The following is a 17,393-nucleotide window of genomic DNA, read 5'->3' as shown; positions in this document are numbered from 1 at the left end:
TAGTGGTAAATGTTTTTTTGATTGATTATTGTTTTCAGTCCTTTTCCTGATAGAGCATAACCCTGTACCCGGCTTTCAGATGCACCTTTACGGTTCGCATTTTCTTGGCTATGTACTGGCTTGTGCCTTGTATCAGCCCCTTGCCCAAGTCGGAGGCGAGCTGCGCCCCGGCATTGGTGGAGATGTTGATGCTGCTACCCAACGAACCTCCCATGTTGGCGGCGACCTCCCTGACGGCGTTCATCTCCATCGAGTTCGGGATGAAGATGCCGGGCTGTCCGTCCGTGTCATAGACCGCAAGCTCCACGGGGATAATCGTACCGTCATATTCCAGCGAGGTAATCTCGATGTCGAGCCGTTCCCCCTGTATCTTGCCCGTGCCGACCACCACCGCATTGCGGGGGATTGTCCTGCCCGCCACCGCCATAGGCTCCAGCAGGCGAAGCCTTACTGTCTGCCCATCCGTCACGCTCTGCGCCCCATGCACACACGCCGGTATGGTGTTCCGGTCCGATACCTCTGTAGTGCCGACAGCCGTGTTGAACCCCCGGTTGCGTTCCTGCGAGAAGGTGGCGACAAACTCCGCGTTGCTCATGGGCTGTGCAAGGAAGGAAACGATTTGGCGGGTCACTTGCCTTACGGGTGTCGCCGTGTTCTTCTTTCCCTTCTGCACGGTGGAAGGCTCTGCCGCCTGTTCCGGCTTTCCTCCGTTCTGACCGCCCATGTACTTTGCCGCCAGCTCATAGGACTTCTCCATAAGTGCCACCTGTTCGTCCATAGATGAAGTCCTGCCTTTTTCGCTTTCCAGTTCCGATTCCAGCGAGGCGATGCGCTCCAACAGCTCATCCATCTCGGCATTGTCGTTCTTCGGCTGTTCGTAGAAGTTGCCGAGGGTGGCGTTCAGGTCACGGTAGGCGGCAGCGGAGGATTGGATAGTCTGCGGTGCGGCAGGCTGTGCCTTTTCCTCCTTGCCGCCCGGATTGGCGAGGTCGAAGTTCGTTCCGTCCTCCGTTCCCGCTATCTCGCGGTCGAACATGTCGCTCAACTGCCCGATGGTACGGTTGCGGCTCTCCTGACGCTCTTCCATCTCCCCATGCTCGTAGGCTTTCAACTTGTCGCCGATAATCTGCTTGTTCGCCTTGTCAGCGTCGGGCATTTCGGTGTTGTATCCGTCCGTTCCCGGCGGTTGTTCCTTGCCGGAGGACGGGGCGAATATCAGCCACATCGCCCCAATGAAGACCAGCACCATAGCGGGCAACACGATCATCTTCTGCCGTTTCAGCCGCTGAGCCTCTGTCAGCGGTTCGCGCCCCTTTTTCGGCTTTCCCGTGTCGGGAGCGGCTTTGTTCTCTTTCGTCGGTTCATTCTTCGTCTGTTCCATATGAATAAGGTGTTAAGTGATTGTCTGTTTCCACCGGGGTCGGCAGTTCCACCCGTCCGGCGTGTCCCGTTTCCATGCGTGAGCCGTCGTTTCTGCCGATGTCATAGACGGCTCTGCCGAAGGTATAGAGGGCAAGCACCGCGAAGGCGGCGAGCATCCCCAGCATGATGCGGCGGCGTGTTTCCGGCGGCAAACCGTCCAAATACCCTTTGAGCCTTGCCACCAGCCGTTTCCGTTTGTCGTGGAGCTTCCAGTATGCGCCCCACATTGTTTTTCTGATACTTTTTACTTTCCGTTTCATAATCCGTTACCGTTTGATTGTCTGTAAATCCTTGTTCTCGATGATGGTGAAGCCCTCGATGGTGAAGCCATTGGGGTTGTCGTCCGACCGCGATGCGTTCAGCAGGCGGCAGGTAGTCACGAGGCTGCGCTCGGTGACGTTGCTCTGCCGGATGATTTTCTGCGTGGCGTAAGTCACGGCACGGTAGGGATAGGCGTTGAAGTCACACACCACGCTGTCCACCTTCAACACTTGGTTGATGTTCCCGGCGATGATGCGGTTGTAGTACCCCTTCTCGGCGAAGTCCGAATAATAGTGGTACACGCTCTTGTCTGCCAGCAGCAAGGCACGTTTTACGTTGTGTTCAATCGCGCTTTTTTCAGGTGACAGCGTGAAGAAAAGCTCGTGGAAGCGGCGCACATGCTCCCGTGCCTCCGCTGGACGGTTCTGCGACAGATCCTGCGACAGCGCAAGCATCAGCGATTTGCCGTTGTCCAACACATAGATTTTCTCCCGTTGCTTCTCCGCGAAACGGTAGGAGTTCCACACGCTCCACACCGTCACCACGGCGCACAGCGAGAGGAAGACGATACCGAACAGGCGTATCTGCCTGAACGATGATTCGATGTTTTTAAGTGACTTAAATTCCATTGTTGTTTATTCGTTTTTAATTGTCAGTTGATTATTTCAGCAGTTTCCCGGCACGTCCGACCACGTTTCCTGCGGCTGCACCCGCCACGCTGCCCGCCATGCTTCCGGCTCGTCCCGCCATCTGGTTCACGTTGCGACCGTAACCGCCCATGCCTCCGGCTTGGATAATCCAGCCGGCAACGGTGGGAATGGTGAAGTAGCCGATGATGCCGATGCAGAGGAACACGATATACACCCCGTCGCTCGAATCCAGCGAGAAGTTCGGGTCTGCCTGCATCCGCTCGATGTCGCTTTGCAGCATCAGCACCTGTATCTTCGCCAGTATGGTGCTGAACATGTCCGACACCGGAAGCCACAGATAGACCTGTATGTAGCGGCATATCCACTGCGTGAGCGTGCTTTGGAAACCGTCCCATACCGACAGGGCGAAGGCTATCGGACCGAGTATCGCCAGCACCACGAGAAAGAAGGTGCGGACGGTGTCTATCACGAGGGCGGCGGCTTGGAACAGCAGTTCCAGTATCTCGCGGAAGAAGTCGCGGATGCTCTTCTTCATATTGTACATTCCCCGGTCGATATACATTCCCGCCATCGTCACCATGTCGGAGGGCGACCAGCCGAGTTCCTCCAGTTGCTTGTCAAATTCCTCGTTGGACACGAGGTAGGCGGTTTCGGGGTTGCGCACCATCGCCTCGTATTCCAGCTTGTCCTTCTGCTCCCTGTATCGGTTCATGTCCAGCGTTTCCGCCTCCAGCATCTTTGCCGTGCCCTGTACAACGGGTGAGAGGATGCTGTTTATCGTGCCCAGCACCACAGTCGGGAAGAACATGATGCACAGACCGATGGCAAAAGGACGGAGCATCGGGAATACGTCTATCGGTTCGGCTCTCGCCAGCGACTGCCATACCCGGTAGGCGACGTAGAACAGCGCACCCAGCCCGGCGATGCCTTTCGCCACACCCGCCATGTCCCCACATAGCGGCATCATCTGCTCATAAAGTGAGCGTAAAATCTGATGAAGGTTATCGAACTCCATAGGCTTACCAGTATCTTTCGTTCATGTTCCCGTACAGCCCCATGATGCGGTCGAGGTCGTTCTTTTTCTTTGCACGCAGATAACTCACGGAGATGTTCTTGTTGGTGTAATAGCTCACAAGGTTGCGGTAACGCTTCATTTTGGAGTAGCAGCGTTCCACCACGTCCATGCGCTCCTTGTCGGTCATGGAGAGCGTGGTGATGTTCACCACATTCTTCAGTTCCGTCAACACTTCGTTGCTCTCTTCCAGCAGTTTCGTGTAACCGAAAGCGATTGCCGACAGCTCTTCTGGTCTGAAATTTCCATCACGGAGCATCCTTTGGAAACTGTTTACATAAATGTCGGTGATGTCGCCTACCATCAGGATGGTCTGCTGCACCTTGCGGGCGTCCTTGACGAGATTGTTCACCGATTTGAGGGCATCGTAATACTTTTTGCCCTGCTGATAGATTTTCACCGTTTCCTGAAAGTTGCTCACCATGTTCGTGGCAGTCTTGGAGGTATGGATGATGTTTTTGGAGGCATTGATGATACCCTGCGCCAGATTGCCCGGATCGCTTACGACCCACTGTGCGCTTGCCCTGCCTGCGAAAAGCAGGCACAGGCAGATAATCATTGTTATTCTTGTTCTCATGTTACTTTGGATTTTAGTGGTTGTTATTCTTCTGTCGGGTGTCCCGGCTGCGGTTTCACCCGCACATAGTCGCCGCCCGGCGAGAAGGTCAGCACGTCCGTGGCCTCGTTGTAGGACACGTCGATGCGGAAGCCGGTGTTCATGAACAGGTTGCCGTTTTCCTCCTGCAAGAGATAGGTTTCCGGTTTCAGCTTGCGGCGCAGACCGCTCCGGCGGAACACCGTCACCTTGTAGGCTTCGCCCTCCTTGTAGATAAGCACATCGGGCTTCCCCTCCACGCTCTCCCAGTTCCCGCACAGCATATCACGGAGGTTGTCGGCCACGTCGCAGGATTGCAGCATCATGACCGCCAATCCGATCAGACACTTGCTGACTTGCAGCATTTTCACTGTCTGTAAATTCATACGCATTTTTCTTTTTTCGTTGATAAATTCATTTTTAATTGTTGGTTGTTTCCTTGTTTCTCCGCTTCTCGGCAAGTTGCCGGATGGCGGCTTCGATGTCGCCGCCCAACTTCTCCGCCAGATGGTAAACCTCCACTTTCTCCGTTTCCTCGGTGGTGTACGCCAGATACTCTTCTGCACTGACCTCGGTGGCATAGACCGCCGATTGTGTGCCACCCAAGCCTATCCACACCTCTTTGTAGAGCCGTGAAGGGTTGTTCGCCATGTTGATGGAGAGTATCTGCGACTTCTCCTTTTCCGTCAGTCCGAGCAACGCCTGTATCTGGTCGAACTTGTTCATATATTTCCTTTGGTCAAGCAGGATTTTACAATCCGAGTTGTTGATGATGCTCTCTTTGACCACCGGAGAACTGATGATGTCGTCCACCTCCTGCGTCACCACGATTGCCTCGCCGTAATATTTTCTGACTGTCTTGTACATATAGCGCAGATATTCAGCCATGTTCGCTGAAGAGAGAGCCTTCCAAGCCTCTTCCACAATAAGCTGTTTCCGTACCCCTTTCAGTCGCCGCATCTTGTTGATGAAGGCTTCCATGATGATGATGGTCACGACGGGGAACAGTTCGCGGTTTTCCTTAATCGAATCTATCTCGAAGACAATGAACCGCTTGCCGAGCAGGTCGATGTTCTCCGTGGAGTTGAGCAGGAAGTCGTAGCGTCCGCCCCGGTAATACTGCCGCATGGTGGTGAGCATGTTGTCGATGTTGAAGTCGGACTTCTCCACCTTGATGTCACGCTGTGCCAGTTCCTTGCGGTAGTCGTCACGCATATACTCGTAGAAGGTGTTGAACGACGGCACGATGCTACGGTCGGATTGGATGCGCTCAATATAGGCACTCACGGCACTGCCCAGCTCGCCGCTCTCCGTCTTTGTCACCTTGTCGTCCTCCGACTTCCAGAGCGTCAGCAGCAGGGTCTTGATGCTGTCCTTCTTCTCCACGTCGAAGATGTAATCGTCGGTGTAGAACGGGTTGAAGCTGATGGGCTTATCTTCCGTGTAGGTGAAATACACACCGTCCGCTCCGCCTGTCTTGCGTCGGATCATGCCGCACAAGCCCTGATAGGAGTTTCCCGTGTCCACCAATACCACATGTGCGCCTTGCTCATAATATTGGCGCACGAGGTGGTTCATGAAGAAAGACTTGCCGCTGCCCGAAGGACCCAGCACGAACTTGTTGCGGTTGGTCGTGATACCCCGCTTCATCGGAAGGTCGCTGATGTCGAGGTGCAGCGGTTTCCCCGTGAGCCTGTCCACCATCTTGATGCCGAAGGGCGAGAGCGAGCTGCGGTAGTTGGTTTCCTCTGTGAACAGGCACACCGCCTGTTCGATGAAGGTGTGGAAACTCTCTTCCGCCGGGAAGTCCGCCGCATTGCCGGGTATCGCCGCCCAGTAGAGTGTCGGGCAGTCGATGGTGTTGTGGCGCGGCACGCATTCCATGCTTGCCAACTGGCTGCCCACGTCGTTCTTGATATGCTTCAGTTCCTCCGCATCGTCGCTCCACGCCATGACGTTGAAGTGTGCCCGTACCGAGGTCAGTCCGTAGGAATGGGCTTCGTTCAGGTATTGGTCTATCCACTCGCGGTTGATGCTGTTGCTCCTTGAATAGCGAGATAGCGACTGCATGTTACGGGCGGACTTCTCGAACTTCTGCAAGGTTTCCTCACTGTTGTCTATCAGCACATACTGGTTGTAGATATGGTTGCAGGAGAGCAGAAGCCCCACCGGGGAGGCGAATGACAGTCGGCAGTCACTCCGGTCGGTGGAGAGCTTCTCGTAACGGGTGTCGGTAGCCACCTTGCCCGGCAGGTCTTCCGCGTCGGAGAGGGTGTGCAGACACAGGCGGTTGTCGCCGATGCGCATCTCCCTTGCCGAAAGCTCGATGTCCTGCAAGGTGGTGTCACCTTCTGGCATGAGCGAGAAGTAGCGTTCAATAAGTCCCGCCTTACCCTCCGTCCCCACGATCTCGTCGGTGGAGAAGCGGCGCAGCCTGACAAGCCCGCTGTCGTTCATGATACGCTCGAACTGTTCGCAGGTTTCCAAGAACTTGGTCGTGGTTTCCCTGTCCAGCTCCATCGGGATGATATGTCCCCGGCACAGCGTGCTGAAATTGCTCTGCATCCGGTTACGCTCCTTTGTTGTCTTGGTCAGGTAGAGGTAGCAGGTGTGTTTCAGGTACGGACGCTCGTTGAAGTGACGCTCGAAAGAGCGGCTTAAAAAGCTCATGTCGTCCTTCTGAAGCTCCGGTTTGTAGCGTTCCTTGATGAACCAGTCCTGTTTGTGTACGACGGAGTAGTCCGGCAGCACCTTGATAGCCTTGCACCAGCAACTGTGTATCGCCTCGTACTCCGCACCCGTCACGGTGTAAAGTTCCGGTAGTTCCACCTCGAAAGCCACCGTGATGTCGGCGTCCTTTGAGATGATGCAGCCATGCTCCACCGCTAAAAGTGGGAACCTGTTTTCCAGTGTTGTCATTTTCGATGTATTCCTCATTGTCTTTCTTCCTTTCGTTGTCGTTTGAACAGACGGGTTATCCGCCGCCGGTTGATAAGGTATCGGGGATGGCTCCGTGCCGCTCCTAATTTCATCAGCCCGTGTTCGCCGTACCGGGCGTTCAGCGCGAAGGTCTGCCATACAAGGAGGGAGGACGATGCCGCGCCGAAGCCGATACATATCCACTGGTCGATACCGACCATGTAGAGGATGACGAACAGGACGAAGAGAGCCAGCAGACCTCCGCAGAAGATGAAGAGGTACTGTGCCTTCAAGCCCTTGAACTCTACCGGACGGCCGATACCCTTGTTGATTGGGTATTCAGCCATACATTATTTATTAAAGGAAGAATGAGCGCAGGATGGTGGCGGCAACAATCAGGAAGATGCACGCGCCGAACCACGAGGCGGCTGTCTTGCTGGTGTCGGGGTCGCCCGATGAAAACTTGCCGTACACTTTTACGCCCCCGATAAGCCCGACGACTGCACCGATGGCGTATATCAGTTTAGTTCCGGGGTCGAAATAAGAACTCACCATAGAGGTGGCTTCGTTGATGCCCGCGATGCCGTTTCCCTGCGCGAAAGCGGAGGCGGTTGCGGCGATGACAAGTGCCGCGGAGAGGATTGCTTTTCTGTTTTTCAAGATGTTCTTGTTCATAAACTGTTCTTGTTTTTTGCCGTCAAAAGGGTGGATGGTCCTTTGTCGGGCGGTTGATACTTTGTTTCTTTACTTTGGTTTTAGTGGATGCCCGTTTGTTTCCACGGACGTGGGCGTGTCCGTTGCGGATGGGGATGCGCCTTGCGTTTCCTCGCCGCGTGGGTTGATGTCATTCTTTCATGTTCATTTCTTTTATTGTTGTCATACATAGTTGCGAATGTCGAACTCCTCGATGTTGTCCGGCACGACGAACTCCTTTTCAGATTTCTTCAGCCGAATCTCGATAAGCCCCTTGATGCGGATGCCTATCTCCGAAGAGCCTTCCATCATTTTCTCGTACAACTCCGTGCCCTCCATGTCGGTGAACACCTTCGCCGCCTTTTCACGTTCCGCCTGTGTCGCGTCCGGGTTTTTGGCGGTCTTGCAGGCGTCGTCAATCTCGTCAAAGCTGCTGCCCGAAGCCCGTGGCGTGTCCGAGGCGTCCTCTTCCGGTTCGTCGTCCCCGTATCCCAGTTCCTCCGGCGGTATGCTCGTGAAGGTCTCATCGAGTTTTTCCTCCGGGACTTGTGCCGGGCGGGATGCGTTTCCCGTTTTTCCGTCGTCAAAAGTAGCCTCTTCCTCCGACAGCTCAATGCCTTTTTCCGAAGTGGCGGCTTCTTGCGTCGGTATGGCAGCGGTTGTCCGGGTGGATGCCATCCTGAAACGGCTCTCGCCGATGATGTCCGCCTTTTCCGCAGGGACTTCCTCGTGTGCCGCTATGCGTTTAGCCTCATTCCCGTCCAGTGACCGCCATAATCCGGCAATGCCCTTGAAGAAGCGGACAATCCGCGTGTCCATGATGCGCTCGTAAAGGAGCAGGAACAGGAACCAGAGGTTGCAGCCGACCGATACCGCCAGCAGAATGTCTGTCATGCTAATTGTGTAATTCATATCCTTCCGTTTTGGTTAGAATACTGAATTGTAATTTCGGGCATAAAGGCTCTTTATCGCATCCTCGCACTGGTTGAAATGGTACGTCAGCACATGGTCGATATAGGCGGACAGCGTAAGCCGGTCATGCCCGATTACACGGGTGATGCGCATGATACGCTCGTGGTACTCCGGGCGCACATACGCCATTTTCCCCTCACGTGCCTTTACTTCCGGGTCGCGGATGAACAGACGTTCATAGTCCTTCTCGCAGCATTTGTCGGTTACCGGGACAGGCGACAGTATTTCCACACTCGCCTGCACTTGGGCAAACATACCTCCGCAGTCTTGCTGTGGTCTTTTTTCATTCGGTGTCATTTCTTTTTCCATTTTCAAATCAGATCTTCACGTTGTTTCTTGTACAGTTCGTTGATTCTCTCCTTGTGCTGTTCCAGATGCTGGCGCAGCACGGTATCCACATATCCGCCTACTGAGATTTCCCCTCCGGCGATGTCGTTCACGATTCTGAGGATCTTGCCGTGGACGTCACGGCTGATATAGACACATTGGCGGGTCTTTATCTCGTTGCGGCGCAGGAACAGCTCGTTGTAGTCCTCGTCCTGCCTTTTCCGGCGTCCACTTTCCCTCTGCGCTTTTTCCCGTGTTACGGGTTGCACAGGAGATGGTTCCGGTGCGGCGGTGTCCTCTTCGGTCGGTGCAGCTGCGGGTACTTCCTGTGCGGGGCGCAGTGTCCCGTCCTGTGTGCGCCGCCCGATGGAGGCTAACAGCAGTTCCTCGTCGATGCCTTCCGTGTTCACTTTCCTGCTGCCCATGCTCACTGCGGTCTGATGATGTCGCTTATCTCTTCGGAAAACTCCCGGATGCCACTCCCTTTCAGCAGTGCCGTGTCCATCGGGAAGATGGTGGAGCGGAAAACGCTCTTGCGCTCTTCCGAAAGGTCACGGCGGAACTTCTTGCTGTCGGGCAAGCGGGTGGAAAGTACCGGAAAGCCCATTTCGGCTATCACTTCCTCGTAGATGCCGTACAAGTCGTTCCTCTCCCTGCCGTCCACCATCGTCCAGAACAGATGCAGCCCCTTTGTTTTCGCCTGTCCGGTAGTCATCAGCCTGTCGCGGAACATCGTGACGAATTTCAGGGTACTCTCCACGACAAAGCGGTCGGCACTCAGCGGAGTGAAGATGTAGTCCATCTGCGAGAGCGTCTTTATCACGCCGTTACTACGGAGCGTGCCGGGCATGTCGAAGAACACCACGTCGGGTTTCATGTCCTCAGTGGCAATCATCCTCTCGGCATCGTCGAGGGCGTTCACCGCATTGCTCTTGACGATGGTGTAGGCGTTCTTTTTGATCCGGCGGAAATGGTCGCAAGCGAGAGCCTTGAAGTAGGTGCTGCTGTCGATAAGCCCCATTTCGTGTTCGCGCAGCCCGTGGATGCTGTGCTGCGGGTCGTCGCAGTCCACGACGGCGACATTGTAGCCTTTCACGTTGTGCAGGTAGCTGGCGGCAAGTGCCGTGACAGTGGATTTGCCGATGCCACCTTTCTGTGTTGCGAATGCAACGAAGATTTCCTTACTCATAGTTCCATTTATTTTAATTGTTGAAGATTTCTTTTTCTATTTATATGCGGATTTGGTTGCTACATTATCCGCTTCAGTGAACAGACACACGGGCGGGTCATCGCGTATCCGGTTCTGTGGTGAAGCGGTGCGGCGAACAAGTGATGAATGACGACACTGCGTCATGAAGTCATTGAATCCGTACTTCACCGGATTGTCGGATAACCGGGGTTCCGACGGTTCGGGTATCCGCTTCGGCAAGTGTCCGAAGAAGCGGTTTTCCGGGTATTTGAATGTTCCGTTTCTCATATCTTCAAATCGTTGGTTCCTTGAATCATGCTGCAAATAAACAAGTATATTTTGGAACTTGTATCACTTCCCAAGCAATTGGCAGCACGTTGCGCCGGTTGGCAGTCATTGACCGGGTCAAGCGTCTGTCCGATACCGCTTTAAGGACGTAACTTTGCCCCCGGACAGCAGGGTTCGCCGATGGTGGCACAGCCGGAGTCCTGAAAGGTATCTTCCCATCCGTCCCCTGACGGATTTTTATGTTCACCTGAACATAGCAAGGTATGTTTTCAGCCGCTCAAAATATTTTGAGCATCCCGGAAAACGCCTTGCCCTTGCAGGGGGCGGGCTTTCCCTCCGAAGTCGGGAAGCCTTTCAAAACTGCGGTGCTGTAATCCGAAGCGGCGGCTTATGCCGTCAATCCGCTAAATCCAAAGTAATATGAAAGAGAAAAGGAAAAGCAAATCAGGGAGAAATCCCAAACTTGATCCGGCGGTGTACCGTTACACCGTCCGTTTCAATGAGGAGGAACACAACCGTTTCCTCGCCATGTTCGGAAAATCGGGTGTCTATGCACGGTCGGTTTTCCTCAAGGCGCACTTCTTCGGACAGCCGTTCAAGGTGCTTAAGGTGGACAAGACGCTGGTGGACTATTACACCAAACTGTCGGATTTTCATGCACAGTTCCGTGCCGTGGGTACGAATTACAACCAAGTCGTGAAGGAACTGAGGCTGCATTTTTCAGAGAAAAAGGCGATGGCGTTGCTCTACAAATTAGAGCAACACACCGTCGAACTCGTGAAACTGAGCCGCCGGATTGTGGAACTTTCAAGGGAAATGGAGGCGAAATGGTCGCAAAAATCAGTGTAGGAAACTCGTTGTACGGCGCGATTGCCTATAACGGGGAGAAGATTAACGAGGCGCAGGGGCGGTTGCTTACGACCAACCGCATCTACAATGACGGTTCGGGAAAGGTGGACATCAACAAGGCGATGGAGGGTTTTCTCACCTTCATGCCGCCACAGATGAAGGTGGAGAAGCCGGTGGTGCATATTTCGCTCAACCCGCATCCGGAGGATGCGTTGACCGATGCGGAATTGCAGGATATAGCCCGCGAGTATCTGGAAAAACTCGGTTTCGGCAACCAGCCTTATCTTGTTTTCAAGCACGAGGACATCGACCGCCACCACCTGCACATCGTGACGGTTCGGGTGGACGAGAACGGGAAATGTATCAGCGACAAGAACAACTACTATCGTAGCAAACAAATCACCCGTGAGCTGGAGAAGAAATACGGGCTGCACGATGCGGAGCGCAGGAACCGCCGTCTTGACACGCCGCTAAGCAAGGTGGACGCATCGGCAGGCGATGTGAAGAAACAGGTAGGCAACACCGTGAAAGCTCTGAACGGGCAGTACCGTTTCCAGACGATGGGCGAATACCGTGCGCTCCTTTCCATCTATAACCTGACGGTGGAGGAAGCGAGGGGTAACGTGCGCGGACGGGAATATCACGGGCTGGTCTATTCCGTCACGGACGGCAGGGGCAACAAGGTGGGCAACCCGTTCAAGTCCTCGCTCTTCGGGAAGTCCGCAGGCTATGAAGCCATGCAGAAGAAGTTTGTACGTTCCAGATCGGAGATTAAGGACAGGAAACTGGCAGACATGACGAAACGTACCGTTCTTTCCGTGCTGCAAGGCACTTATGACAAGGATAGGTTTGTTTCCCAACTTAAAGAGAAGGGCATCGACACCGTACTGCGCTACACGGAGGAAGGGCGCATCTACGGGGCTACCTTCATCGACCACCGCACGGGGAGTGTGCTGAACGGTTCGCGCATGGGCAAGGAGCTTTCGGCGAATGCCTTGCAGGAACACTTCACCCTGCCATACGCCGGACAACCGCCGATACCGTTATCCATCCCTATGGATGCTGCGGACAAGGCACACGGACAGACCGCATACGACCGTGAAGACGTATCGGGCGGAATGGGCTTGCTCACTCCCGAAGGTCCGGCGGTAGATGCCGAGGAAGAGGCTTTCATCCGGGCGATGAAGCGCAAAAAGAAGAAAAAGCGCAAGGGCTTGGGTTTGTAATCGGAGTATCAACAATTAAAAAATCAATGTATGTCACAACAAGAAGACGATTTGAGGGCATTGGCGAAAATCATGGATTTTCTGCGTGCCGTGAGTATCATTTTAGTGGTCATGAACGTGTACTGGTTCTGCTACGAAGCCATCCGGCTATGGGGCGTGAACATCGGTGTGGTGGACAAAATCCTTCTGAACTTCGACCGCACGGCGGGGCTGTTCCATTCCATTCTGTACACGAAACTGTTTGCCGTCCTGCTGCTTGCCCTGTCCTGTCTGGGTACGAAAGGGGTCAAGGGCGAGAAAATCACTTGGGGAAGAATATGGACGGCACTCGCCGCCGGATTCGTGCTGTTTTTCCTCAACTGGTGGATACTGGCTCTGCCGCTGCCGGTTGAAGCGGTGACGGGCTTGTATATCCTTACCATCGGCACGGGCTATGTCTGTCTTTTGATGGGCGGGCTGTGGATGAGCCGCCTGTTGAAACACAATCTGATGGAGGATGTTTTCAACAACGAGAATGAGAGTTTCATGCAGGAAACGAGGCTCATCGAAAGCGAGTATTCGGTCAATCTGCCCACACGCTTCTATTACAAAAAGCGTTGGAACAATGGCTGGATCAATGTGGTGAATCCCTTCCGTGCGTCCATCGTGTTGGGTACGCCGGGCAGCGGCAAGTCATACGCCGTGGTAAACAATTTTATCAAGCAACAGATTGAAAAGGGCTTCTCGATGTATGTATATGACTTCAAATTCAGTGACTTGTCCACCATAGCCTACAACCATTTGCTGAACCACCCGGAGGGCTACAAGGTGAAGCCGAAATTCTATGTGATCAATTTCGACGACCCGCGACGCTCACACCGTTGCAATCCCATACACCCGGATTTCATGGAGGATATTACGGACGCTTACGAGAGTGCCTACACGATAATGCTTAACCTCAATAAAACTTGGGTGCAAAAGCAGGGCGACTTCTTCGTGGAGTCACCTATCATTTTGTTTGCCAGCATTATCTGGTATCTCAAAATCTATCAGAACGGGAAGTATTGCACGTTTCCCCATGCCATCGAGTTTTTGAACCGCCGCTACGAGGATATTTTCCCGATACTGACCTCTTACCCGGAGCTGGAAAACTACCTTTCCCCGTTCATGGATGCTTGGCTCGGAGGGGCTGCGGAGCAGCTCATGGGGCAGATAGCGTCGGCGAAAATCCCGCTTTCGAGGATGATTTCCCCGCAGCTCTATTGGGTGATGTCGGACAGCGAGTTTACGCTGGACATCAACAATCCCGAAGAGCCGAAAATCCTATGCGTGGGCAACAATCCCGACCGTCAGAACATCTACGGGGCGGCTCTCGGATTGTATAACTCCCGTATCGTGAAACTCATCAACAAGAAGGGAATGCTGAAGTCATCGGTCATCATCGACGAGCTGCCCACGATATACTTCAAGGGGTTGGACAACCTTATAGCCACCGCCCGAAGCAACAAGGTTGCCGTGTGTCTGGGATTTCAGGATTTCAGCCAGCTGGTGCGCGACTACGGTGATAAGGAGGCGAAAGTGGTGATGAATACGGTCGGTAACATTTTCTCCGGGCAGGTGGTAGGTGAAACGGCAAAGACACTATCGGAACGGTTCGGTAAGGTGTTGCAGAAACGGCAGTCTATCTCCATCAACCGGCAGGATGTTTCCACCTCCATCAACACGCAGATGGATGCGCTCATTCCGCCGAGCAAGATTTCCGGTCTGACGCAGGGAATGTTTGTCGGTTCGGTGTCCGACAACTTCAACGAACGTATCGAACAGAAAATTTTTCACTGCGAGATTGTGGTGGATGCCGAGAAGGTGAAGCGGGAGGAACGTGCCTACAAGAAAATTCCGGTCATTACCGATTTCACGGACGAGGACGGCAACGACCGCATGAAAGAAACGGTGCAGGCGAACTACCGGCGTATCAAGGAAGAGGTGAAGCAGATTGTGCAGGAGGAACTGGAGCGCATCGCGGGCGATGATAACCTGAAATATCTGTTGCAGCAGAAGTAAATAAAAAAATGAAGAAAGGCTTACCATAAACCTTTCTTCATTTTTTTAGAACTTAAGCATTATCCATACTTACTAAGATTCCGTTTTCCAAAATTTTTTGCAATGGAATTTTCTTTAAGATTTCTTGATAAGTGCTATAGAAGTCATTATCAAGTCCTATATAAACAATATTGTCATGTAATTCTTCTATAACACTAATATGTGAATGCAATTTGCACTTTTTATCAGAACAATCTGATACGATACTTTTAATTCGTTCCAACTTATTTAATAAATCATCATATTGAGATAACCCTTTTGTAGTTGGTTGTATTTGATAATTAGTTTTCTTTGCCGGTTGTATATTATGTTCAGGATCTAATAATACTATGTGAAATATAGAAGAATCCCGATCAAAATAACCTACAATACGCCCCGTACTTTTTGTTATCGAAAATTGCATTATTGGAAAATCTGTCTCATTGTCCAATATTTCTTTTGGTAGCCAATCTAAATCTTTTCGTTGAATAGGAATGTTTTTAGCACTCCAATCTATTGGATGACATCTTAATGCAATACTACCTCTATTTTCTTCTAATACTTCTTGCGGTGTCATAGTACCCAAAGCACCTAATCTTTCAAGAAGCCCAATATGCCATCCCTTAGAACACTCTCCAATCTGAAAATTAGGTATCTGCTTAAAGTAAGAGAAGGAAAAAGTTATCTTCCTTCTCTTTAACTCATTTTCTTGTTCTTTGGTAACTAATGATTTGTTTCCGTATTTAGGAGAATCTGAATTAAGATTTAATAGTTTCCCATTTTTTCCCATAATACTCAATCATTAGTTCTGGAGTAATAACCTTGTCACAACGCTCATTTACATTTAAATCTCCACGTGTTTCAATCCAAGGCATCTCATTGTGGGACAATCGTTCTAATTCAGCACCGCTATATTTAAGATAATTCTCCAATATAAAGTCAATGAATTCAGCGTCTTCTGATGATAAACTCACATTGTGATTCATGCAATCATCAATATTGATTTCTGAATAGAGATATTTTGTAGAATTAAATCGATTGTAGATTTCTCGATTTACCGGACCATGAATCCATGCTTCAAACTCGCCGTCAAACATAGGTTTTTTATTGATACCATAAGACCATGCTTGAACATAATACAATAACTTCTGCAACTTTAAATTTATTAAAGACGCAAATCTATCTTCCGATTTTACTCGTAAGATAATGTAGTCTGTTATATCGTGTATTGAGTTCATCTGAATTATGACTATATCAATTTCAATGCAAAGTTAATATCTTTTTCTAATATAACAAAATAATGAATTGAATTGATGTGATTTATTCTAATGAATTTGTTTTTTATCTCCTCATACGATCCAACTCATCATCGCGCAGCATCCTCTCGTTCAATTTCTCCTGCATTCTGTCAAGGAAGTAGGTGCGGCTTTCGTTCTTCCGGCGTTTGATATCGGTGTAGAAACGGTAGCAGTCCTTCGACTCAACCCCGAATATCTTGTAAAGGAGCGGGGCAAGCTGTTTGAGCGGCATGTTGCCGTTGTTGATGCAGCCCATCTCGTCGATGCCGTAGATAAGTTCCACGAGGTCGATGGCATTGCCCGTCCATTGCAGGAGGCTGGTGGCGGTTTCTGTTGTGTTGTTGGCGGATATCAGTGGCGGCACTTGGGGCGTGGCAAGGAATTTCTGCATCTTCCTCACGAAAGACAGGGCCTTGCTGACATAGGCGGCAATCTCTCTCTTTTCTTCTGACAGGTTGCGCACGGGATGGTGCTGCAACTCGATTTCGATGTAGGCAAGCGCGATGACGGTAAGGTTCGCGTCCATGCTACCGTTACACAGTTCGATCACTTGGGTGGCAAAAGCCGTGTATGCCGTTTCCATATTGCAGTCACCGGCTTCGTTTATCAGGCGGAAAAAGTCGGTTTCCGCCAGCAAGAAATAATTCATGGTTCTGTCAATTTTGAAAATTACACTTTGTTTTCTGCGTGCGCACATGAATATAATTGGCAAAAAACGCGGCAGAAAATAAAAAATCCAACACTCAATTTTACAAAGTACTGGATTTCAGAGGTATAAAATTCAATATTTTTTCACAAGGACAAATTATCTCCGACTTAAATTGTTTGTAATCAGAACATTTATTCTATTCCTGAAAATAGAAATGTATGCTTGCCGCACATTTTGGCTATCTTGCTTTTTTATCAAGGATATAGATAATGCGACATACACCGTTGGAATAGCTTTTCAAGGAGGAAAGCGTCCAGTGTTGCTCTGGCAGAGCCGACTTAAAAAAATGTCGTCCGCTTCCGGATATGAAAGGAACGGTGTATAGTATGATTTCATCCACAGCGTGCATACGCAGTAGTCCGTTTATATAATCTGCCGTATCCAGTGTGGCTTCCGCGAGGTAACGGATGTTTGTGCCGTCTTTTCTCCATTCGTGCAGCATTGAAATGGAATAGTCCGGTGTCACACGGTAAAGGGCTTTCTTCCTGATTTCATCAAGACCGCAACGGTCAAGGCACAAATCCTGATGTGCTTTATCATATAACTCTGAAGAAAGACATCCGTCCATCGTCAGTACGGCGAGAATCTGAACTTTACCCATAATCGTTTCCTTTCGTTAGGCAAGGGTAAAAAAGTAGCGTGCAATTCACACTACCTTCAAGCGATGGCTCTGGTAAAGCCTTTACGGAGAGTACGTGAATGCACGCTATGCGTAAGCATAGCATAAGCATCACGCAATCGTCTCCGTAGTTCCAATTTACCAGATTTTCGCTTGAAACGCCTTGCGGTCTTATCCTATATGTTGGCGGCGAAAAGCTCCTGCCAATCGCCGTTTTTCTCAAATGTTATGCAAAGATAGCCAAAT

Annotated in this window: 21 protein-coding genes; 3 read left to right on the top strand and 18 right to left on the bottom strand. The window is 51.3% G+C overall.

Going from position 1 to position 17,393, the window contains the following annotated elements; all coding sequences use genetic code 11:
* Positions 1-34: 34 nt before the first annotated feature.
* The 14 genes from traM to JXR92_RS15510 all read right to left on the bottom strand — a co-directional run bounded on the left by traM (position 35) and on the right by JXR92_RS15510 (position 10,388).
* On the bottom strand, positions 35-1,381 hold the full coding sequence (gene traM, locus JXR92_RS15575) for a conjugative transposon protein TraM (protein ID WP_004348445.1): 1,347 nt from the start codon (positions 1,379-1,381) through the stop codon (positions 35-37).
* Complete coding sequence (locus JXR92_RS15570) at positions 1,362-1,649, bottom strand: TraL conjugative transposon family protein (protein ID WP_004348446.1); 288 nt, start codon at positions 1,647-1,649, stop codon at positions 1,362-1,364. Before JXR92_RS15570 ends, traM begins: the two co-directional genes overlap by 20 nt.
* 39 nt (positions 1,650-1,688) lie before the next feature.
* Complete coding sequence (gene traK, locus JXR92_RS15565) at positions 1,689-2,312, bottom strand: conjugative transposon protein TraK (RefSeq protein WP_004348447.1); 624 nt, start codon at positions 2,310-2,312, stop codon at positions 1,689-1,691.
* 31 nt (positions 2,313-2,343) lie between these two features.
* Positions 2,344-3,348 (bottom strand): conjugative transposon protein TraJ, encoded by a 1,005-nt coding sequence (gene traJ / locus JXR92_RS15560; RefSeq protein WP_002560977.1) that lies wholly within the window; start codon positions 3,346-3,348, stop codon positions 2,344-2,346.
* Between the two features lie 4 nt (positions 3,349-3,352).
* On the bottom strand, positions 3,353-3,982 hold the full coding sequence (locus JXR92_RS15555) for a DUF4141 domain-containing protein (protein WP_002560978.1): 630 nt from the start codon (positions 3,980-3,982) through the stop codon (positions 3,353-3,355).
* 23 nt (positions 3,983-4,005) lie between these two features.
* Complete coding sequence (locus JXR92_RS15550) at positions 4,006-4,386, bottom strand: DUF3876 domain-containing protein (RefSeq protein ID WP_004348448.1); 381 nt, start codon at positions 4,384-4,386, stop codon at positions 4,006-4,008.
* Positions 4,387-4,420: 34 nt separating this feature from the next.
* Positions 4,421-6,937 (bottom strand): TraG family conjugative transposon ATPase, encoded by a 2,517-nt coding sequence (locus JXR92_RS15545; protein WP_007487620.1) that lies wholly within the window; start codon positions 6,935-6,937, stop codon positions 4,421-4,423.
* Entirely contained in the window at positions 6,934-7,266 is a 333-nt protein-coding gene (locus JXR92_RS15540) for a DUF4133 domain-containing protein (RefSeq protein WP_004291514.1), read from the bottom strand. The genes JXR92_RS15545 and JXR92_RS15540 overlap by 4 nt, the downstream gene beginning before the upstream one ends.
* 10 nt (positions 7,267-7,276) lie before the next feature.
* Entirely contained in the window at positions 7,277-7,594 is a 318-nt protein-coding gene (locus tag JXR92_RS15535; RefSeq protein WP_002560983.1) for a DUF4134 domain-containing protein, read from the bottom strand.
* A gap of 201 nt (positions 7,595-7,795) precedes the next feature.
* On the bottom strand, positions 7,796-8,524 hold the full coding sequence (locus tag JXR92_RS15530) for a hypothetical protein (RefSeq protein WP_007487622.1): 729 nt from the start codon (positions 8,522-8,524) through the stop codon (positions 7,796-7,798).
* A gap of 15 nt (positions 8,525-8,539) precedes the next feature.
* The gene (locus tag JXR92_RS15525) at positions 8,540-8,893 is read right to left on the bottom strand and encodes a DUF3408 domain-containing protein (RefSeq protein ID WP_004348451.1); all 354 of its coding nucleotides are present in this window, start codon (positions 8,891-8,893) and stop codon (positions 8,540-8,542) included.
* Positions 8,894-8,895: 2 nt separating this feature from the next.
* A complete protein-coding gene (locus tag JXR92_RS15520; RefSeq protein WP_004291503.1) occupies positions 8,896-9,336 on the bottom strand; it encodes a DUF3408 domain-containing protein in 441 nt (146 codons plus the stop codon).
* A gap of 2 nt (positions 9,337-9,338) precedes the next feature.
* A complete protein-coding gene (locus JXR92_RS15515; protein WP_004348452.1) occupies positions 9,339-10,100 on the bottom strand; it encodes a ParA family protein in 762 nt (253 codons plus the stop codon).
* A gap of 36 nt (positions 10,101-10,136) precedes the next feature.
* Positions 10,137-10,388 carry a hypothetical protein gene (locus JXR92_RS15510; RefSeq protein ID WP_009037593.1) on the bottom strand — a complete coding sequence of 84 codons (252 nt, stop codon included), beginning with the start codon at positions 10,386-10,388 and terminating at the stop codon, positions 10,137-10,139.
* A gap of 420 nt (positions 10,389-10,808) precedes the next feature.
* On the opposite strand from JXR92_RS15510, the gene mobA reads away from it, so the two are divergent.
* The 3 genes from mobA to mobC are packed head-to-tail and all read left to right on the top strand — an operon-like array spanning position 10,809 to position 14,503.
* Complete coding sequence (mobA, locus tag JXR92_RS15505) at positions 10,809-11,237, top strand: conjugal transfer protein MobA (protein WP_004291488.1); 429 nt, start codon at positions 10,809-10,811, stop codon at positions 11,235-11,237.
* Positions 11,216-12,463 carry a conjugal transfer protein MobB gene (gene mobB, locus JXR92_RS15500; protein WP_004348454.1) on the top strand — a complete coding sequence of 416 codons (1,248 nt, stop codon included), beginning with the start codon at positions 11,216-11,218 and terminating at the stop codon, positions 12,461-12,463. The genes mobA and mobB overlap by 22 nt, the downstream gene beginning before the upstream one ends.
* 30 nt (positions 12,464-12,493) lie before the next feature.
* A complete protein-coding gene (gene mobC / locus JXR92_RS15495) occupies positions 12,494-14,503 on the top strand; it encodes a conjugal transfer protein MobC (RefSeq protein ID WP_004348455.1) in 2,010 nt (669 codons plus the stop codon).
* A 52-nt stretch (positions 14,504-14,555) separates the two neighbouring features.
* Here the strand turns inward: mobC and JXR92_RS15490 are convergent, their stop codons facing one another.
* The 4 genes from JXR92_RS15490 to JXR92_RS15475 all read right to left on the bottom strand — a co-directional run bounded on the left by JXR92_RS15490 (position 14,556) and on the right by JXR92_RS15475 (position 17,129).
* Positions 14,556-15,311, bottom strand: coding sequence for a hypothetical protein (locus JXR92_RS15490; protein ID WP_004293874.1), 756 nt, complete (start codon positions 15,309-15,311; stop codon positions 14,556-14,558).
* Positions 15,280-15,759 (bottom strand): Panacea domain-containing protein, encoded by a 480-nt coding sequence (locus JXR92_RS15485; protein ID WP_004293873.1) that lies wholly within the window; start codon positions 15,757-15,759, stop codon positions 15,280-15,282. Before JXR92_RS15485 ends, JXR92_RS15490 begins: the two co-directional genes overlap by 32 nt.
* Positions 15,760-15,862: 103 nt before the next feature.
* Positions 15,863-16,468: an RteC domain-containing protein gene (locus JXR92_RS15480; protein WP_004293872.1), complete on the bottom strand. Its 606-nt coding sequence runs from the start codon at positions 16,466-16,468 to the stop codon at positions 15,863-15,865.
* A gap of 238 nt (positions 16,469-16,706) precedes the next feature.
* The gene (locus JXR92_RS15475; RefSeq protein ID WP_004293871.1) at positions 16,707-17,129 is read right to left on the bottom strand and encodes a dihydrofolate reductase family protein; all 423 of its coding nucleotides are present in this window, start codon (positions 17,127-17,129) and stop codon (positions 16,707-16,709) included.
* Positions 17,130-17,393 lie beyond the last annotated feature (264 nt).

The sequence above is a fragment of the Bacteroides parvus genome, from assembly GCF_017309675.2.
Lineage (GTDB): Bacteria > Bacteroidota > Bacteroidia > Bacteroidales > Bacteroidaceae > Bacteroides > Bacteroides uniformis.
The sequence above is the reverse complement of the archived record's forward strand: the minus strand, read 5'-3'. Positions and strand labels throughout refer to the sequence as shown.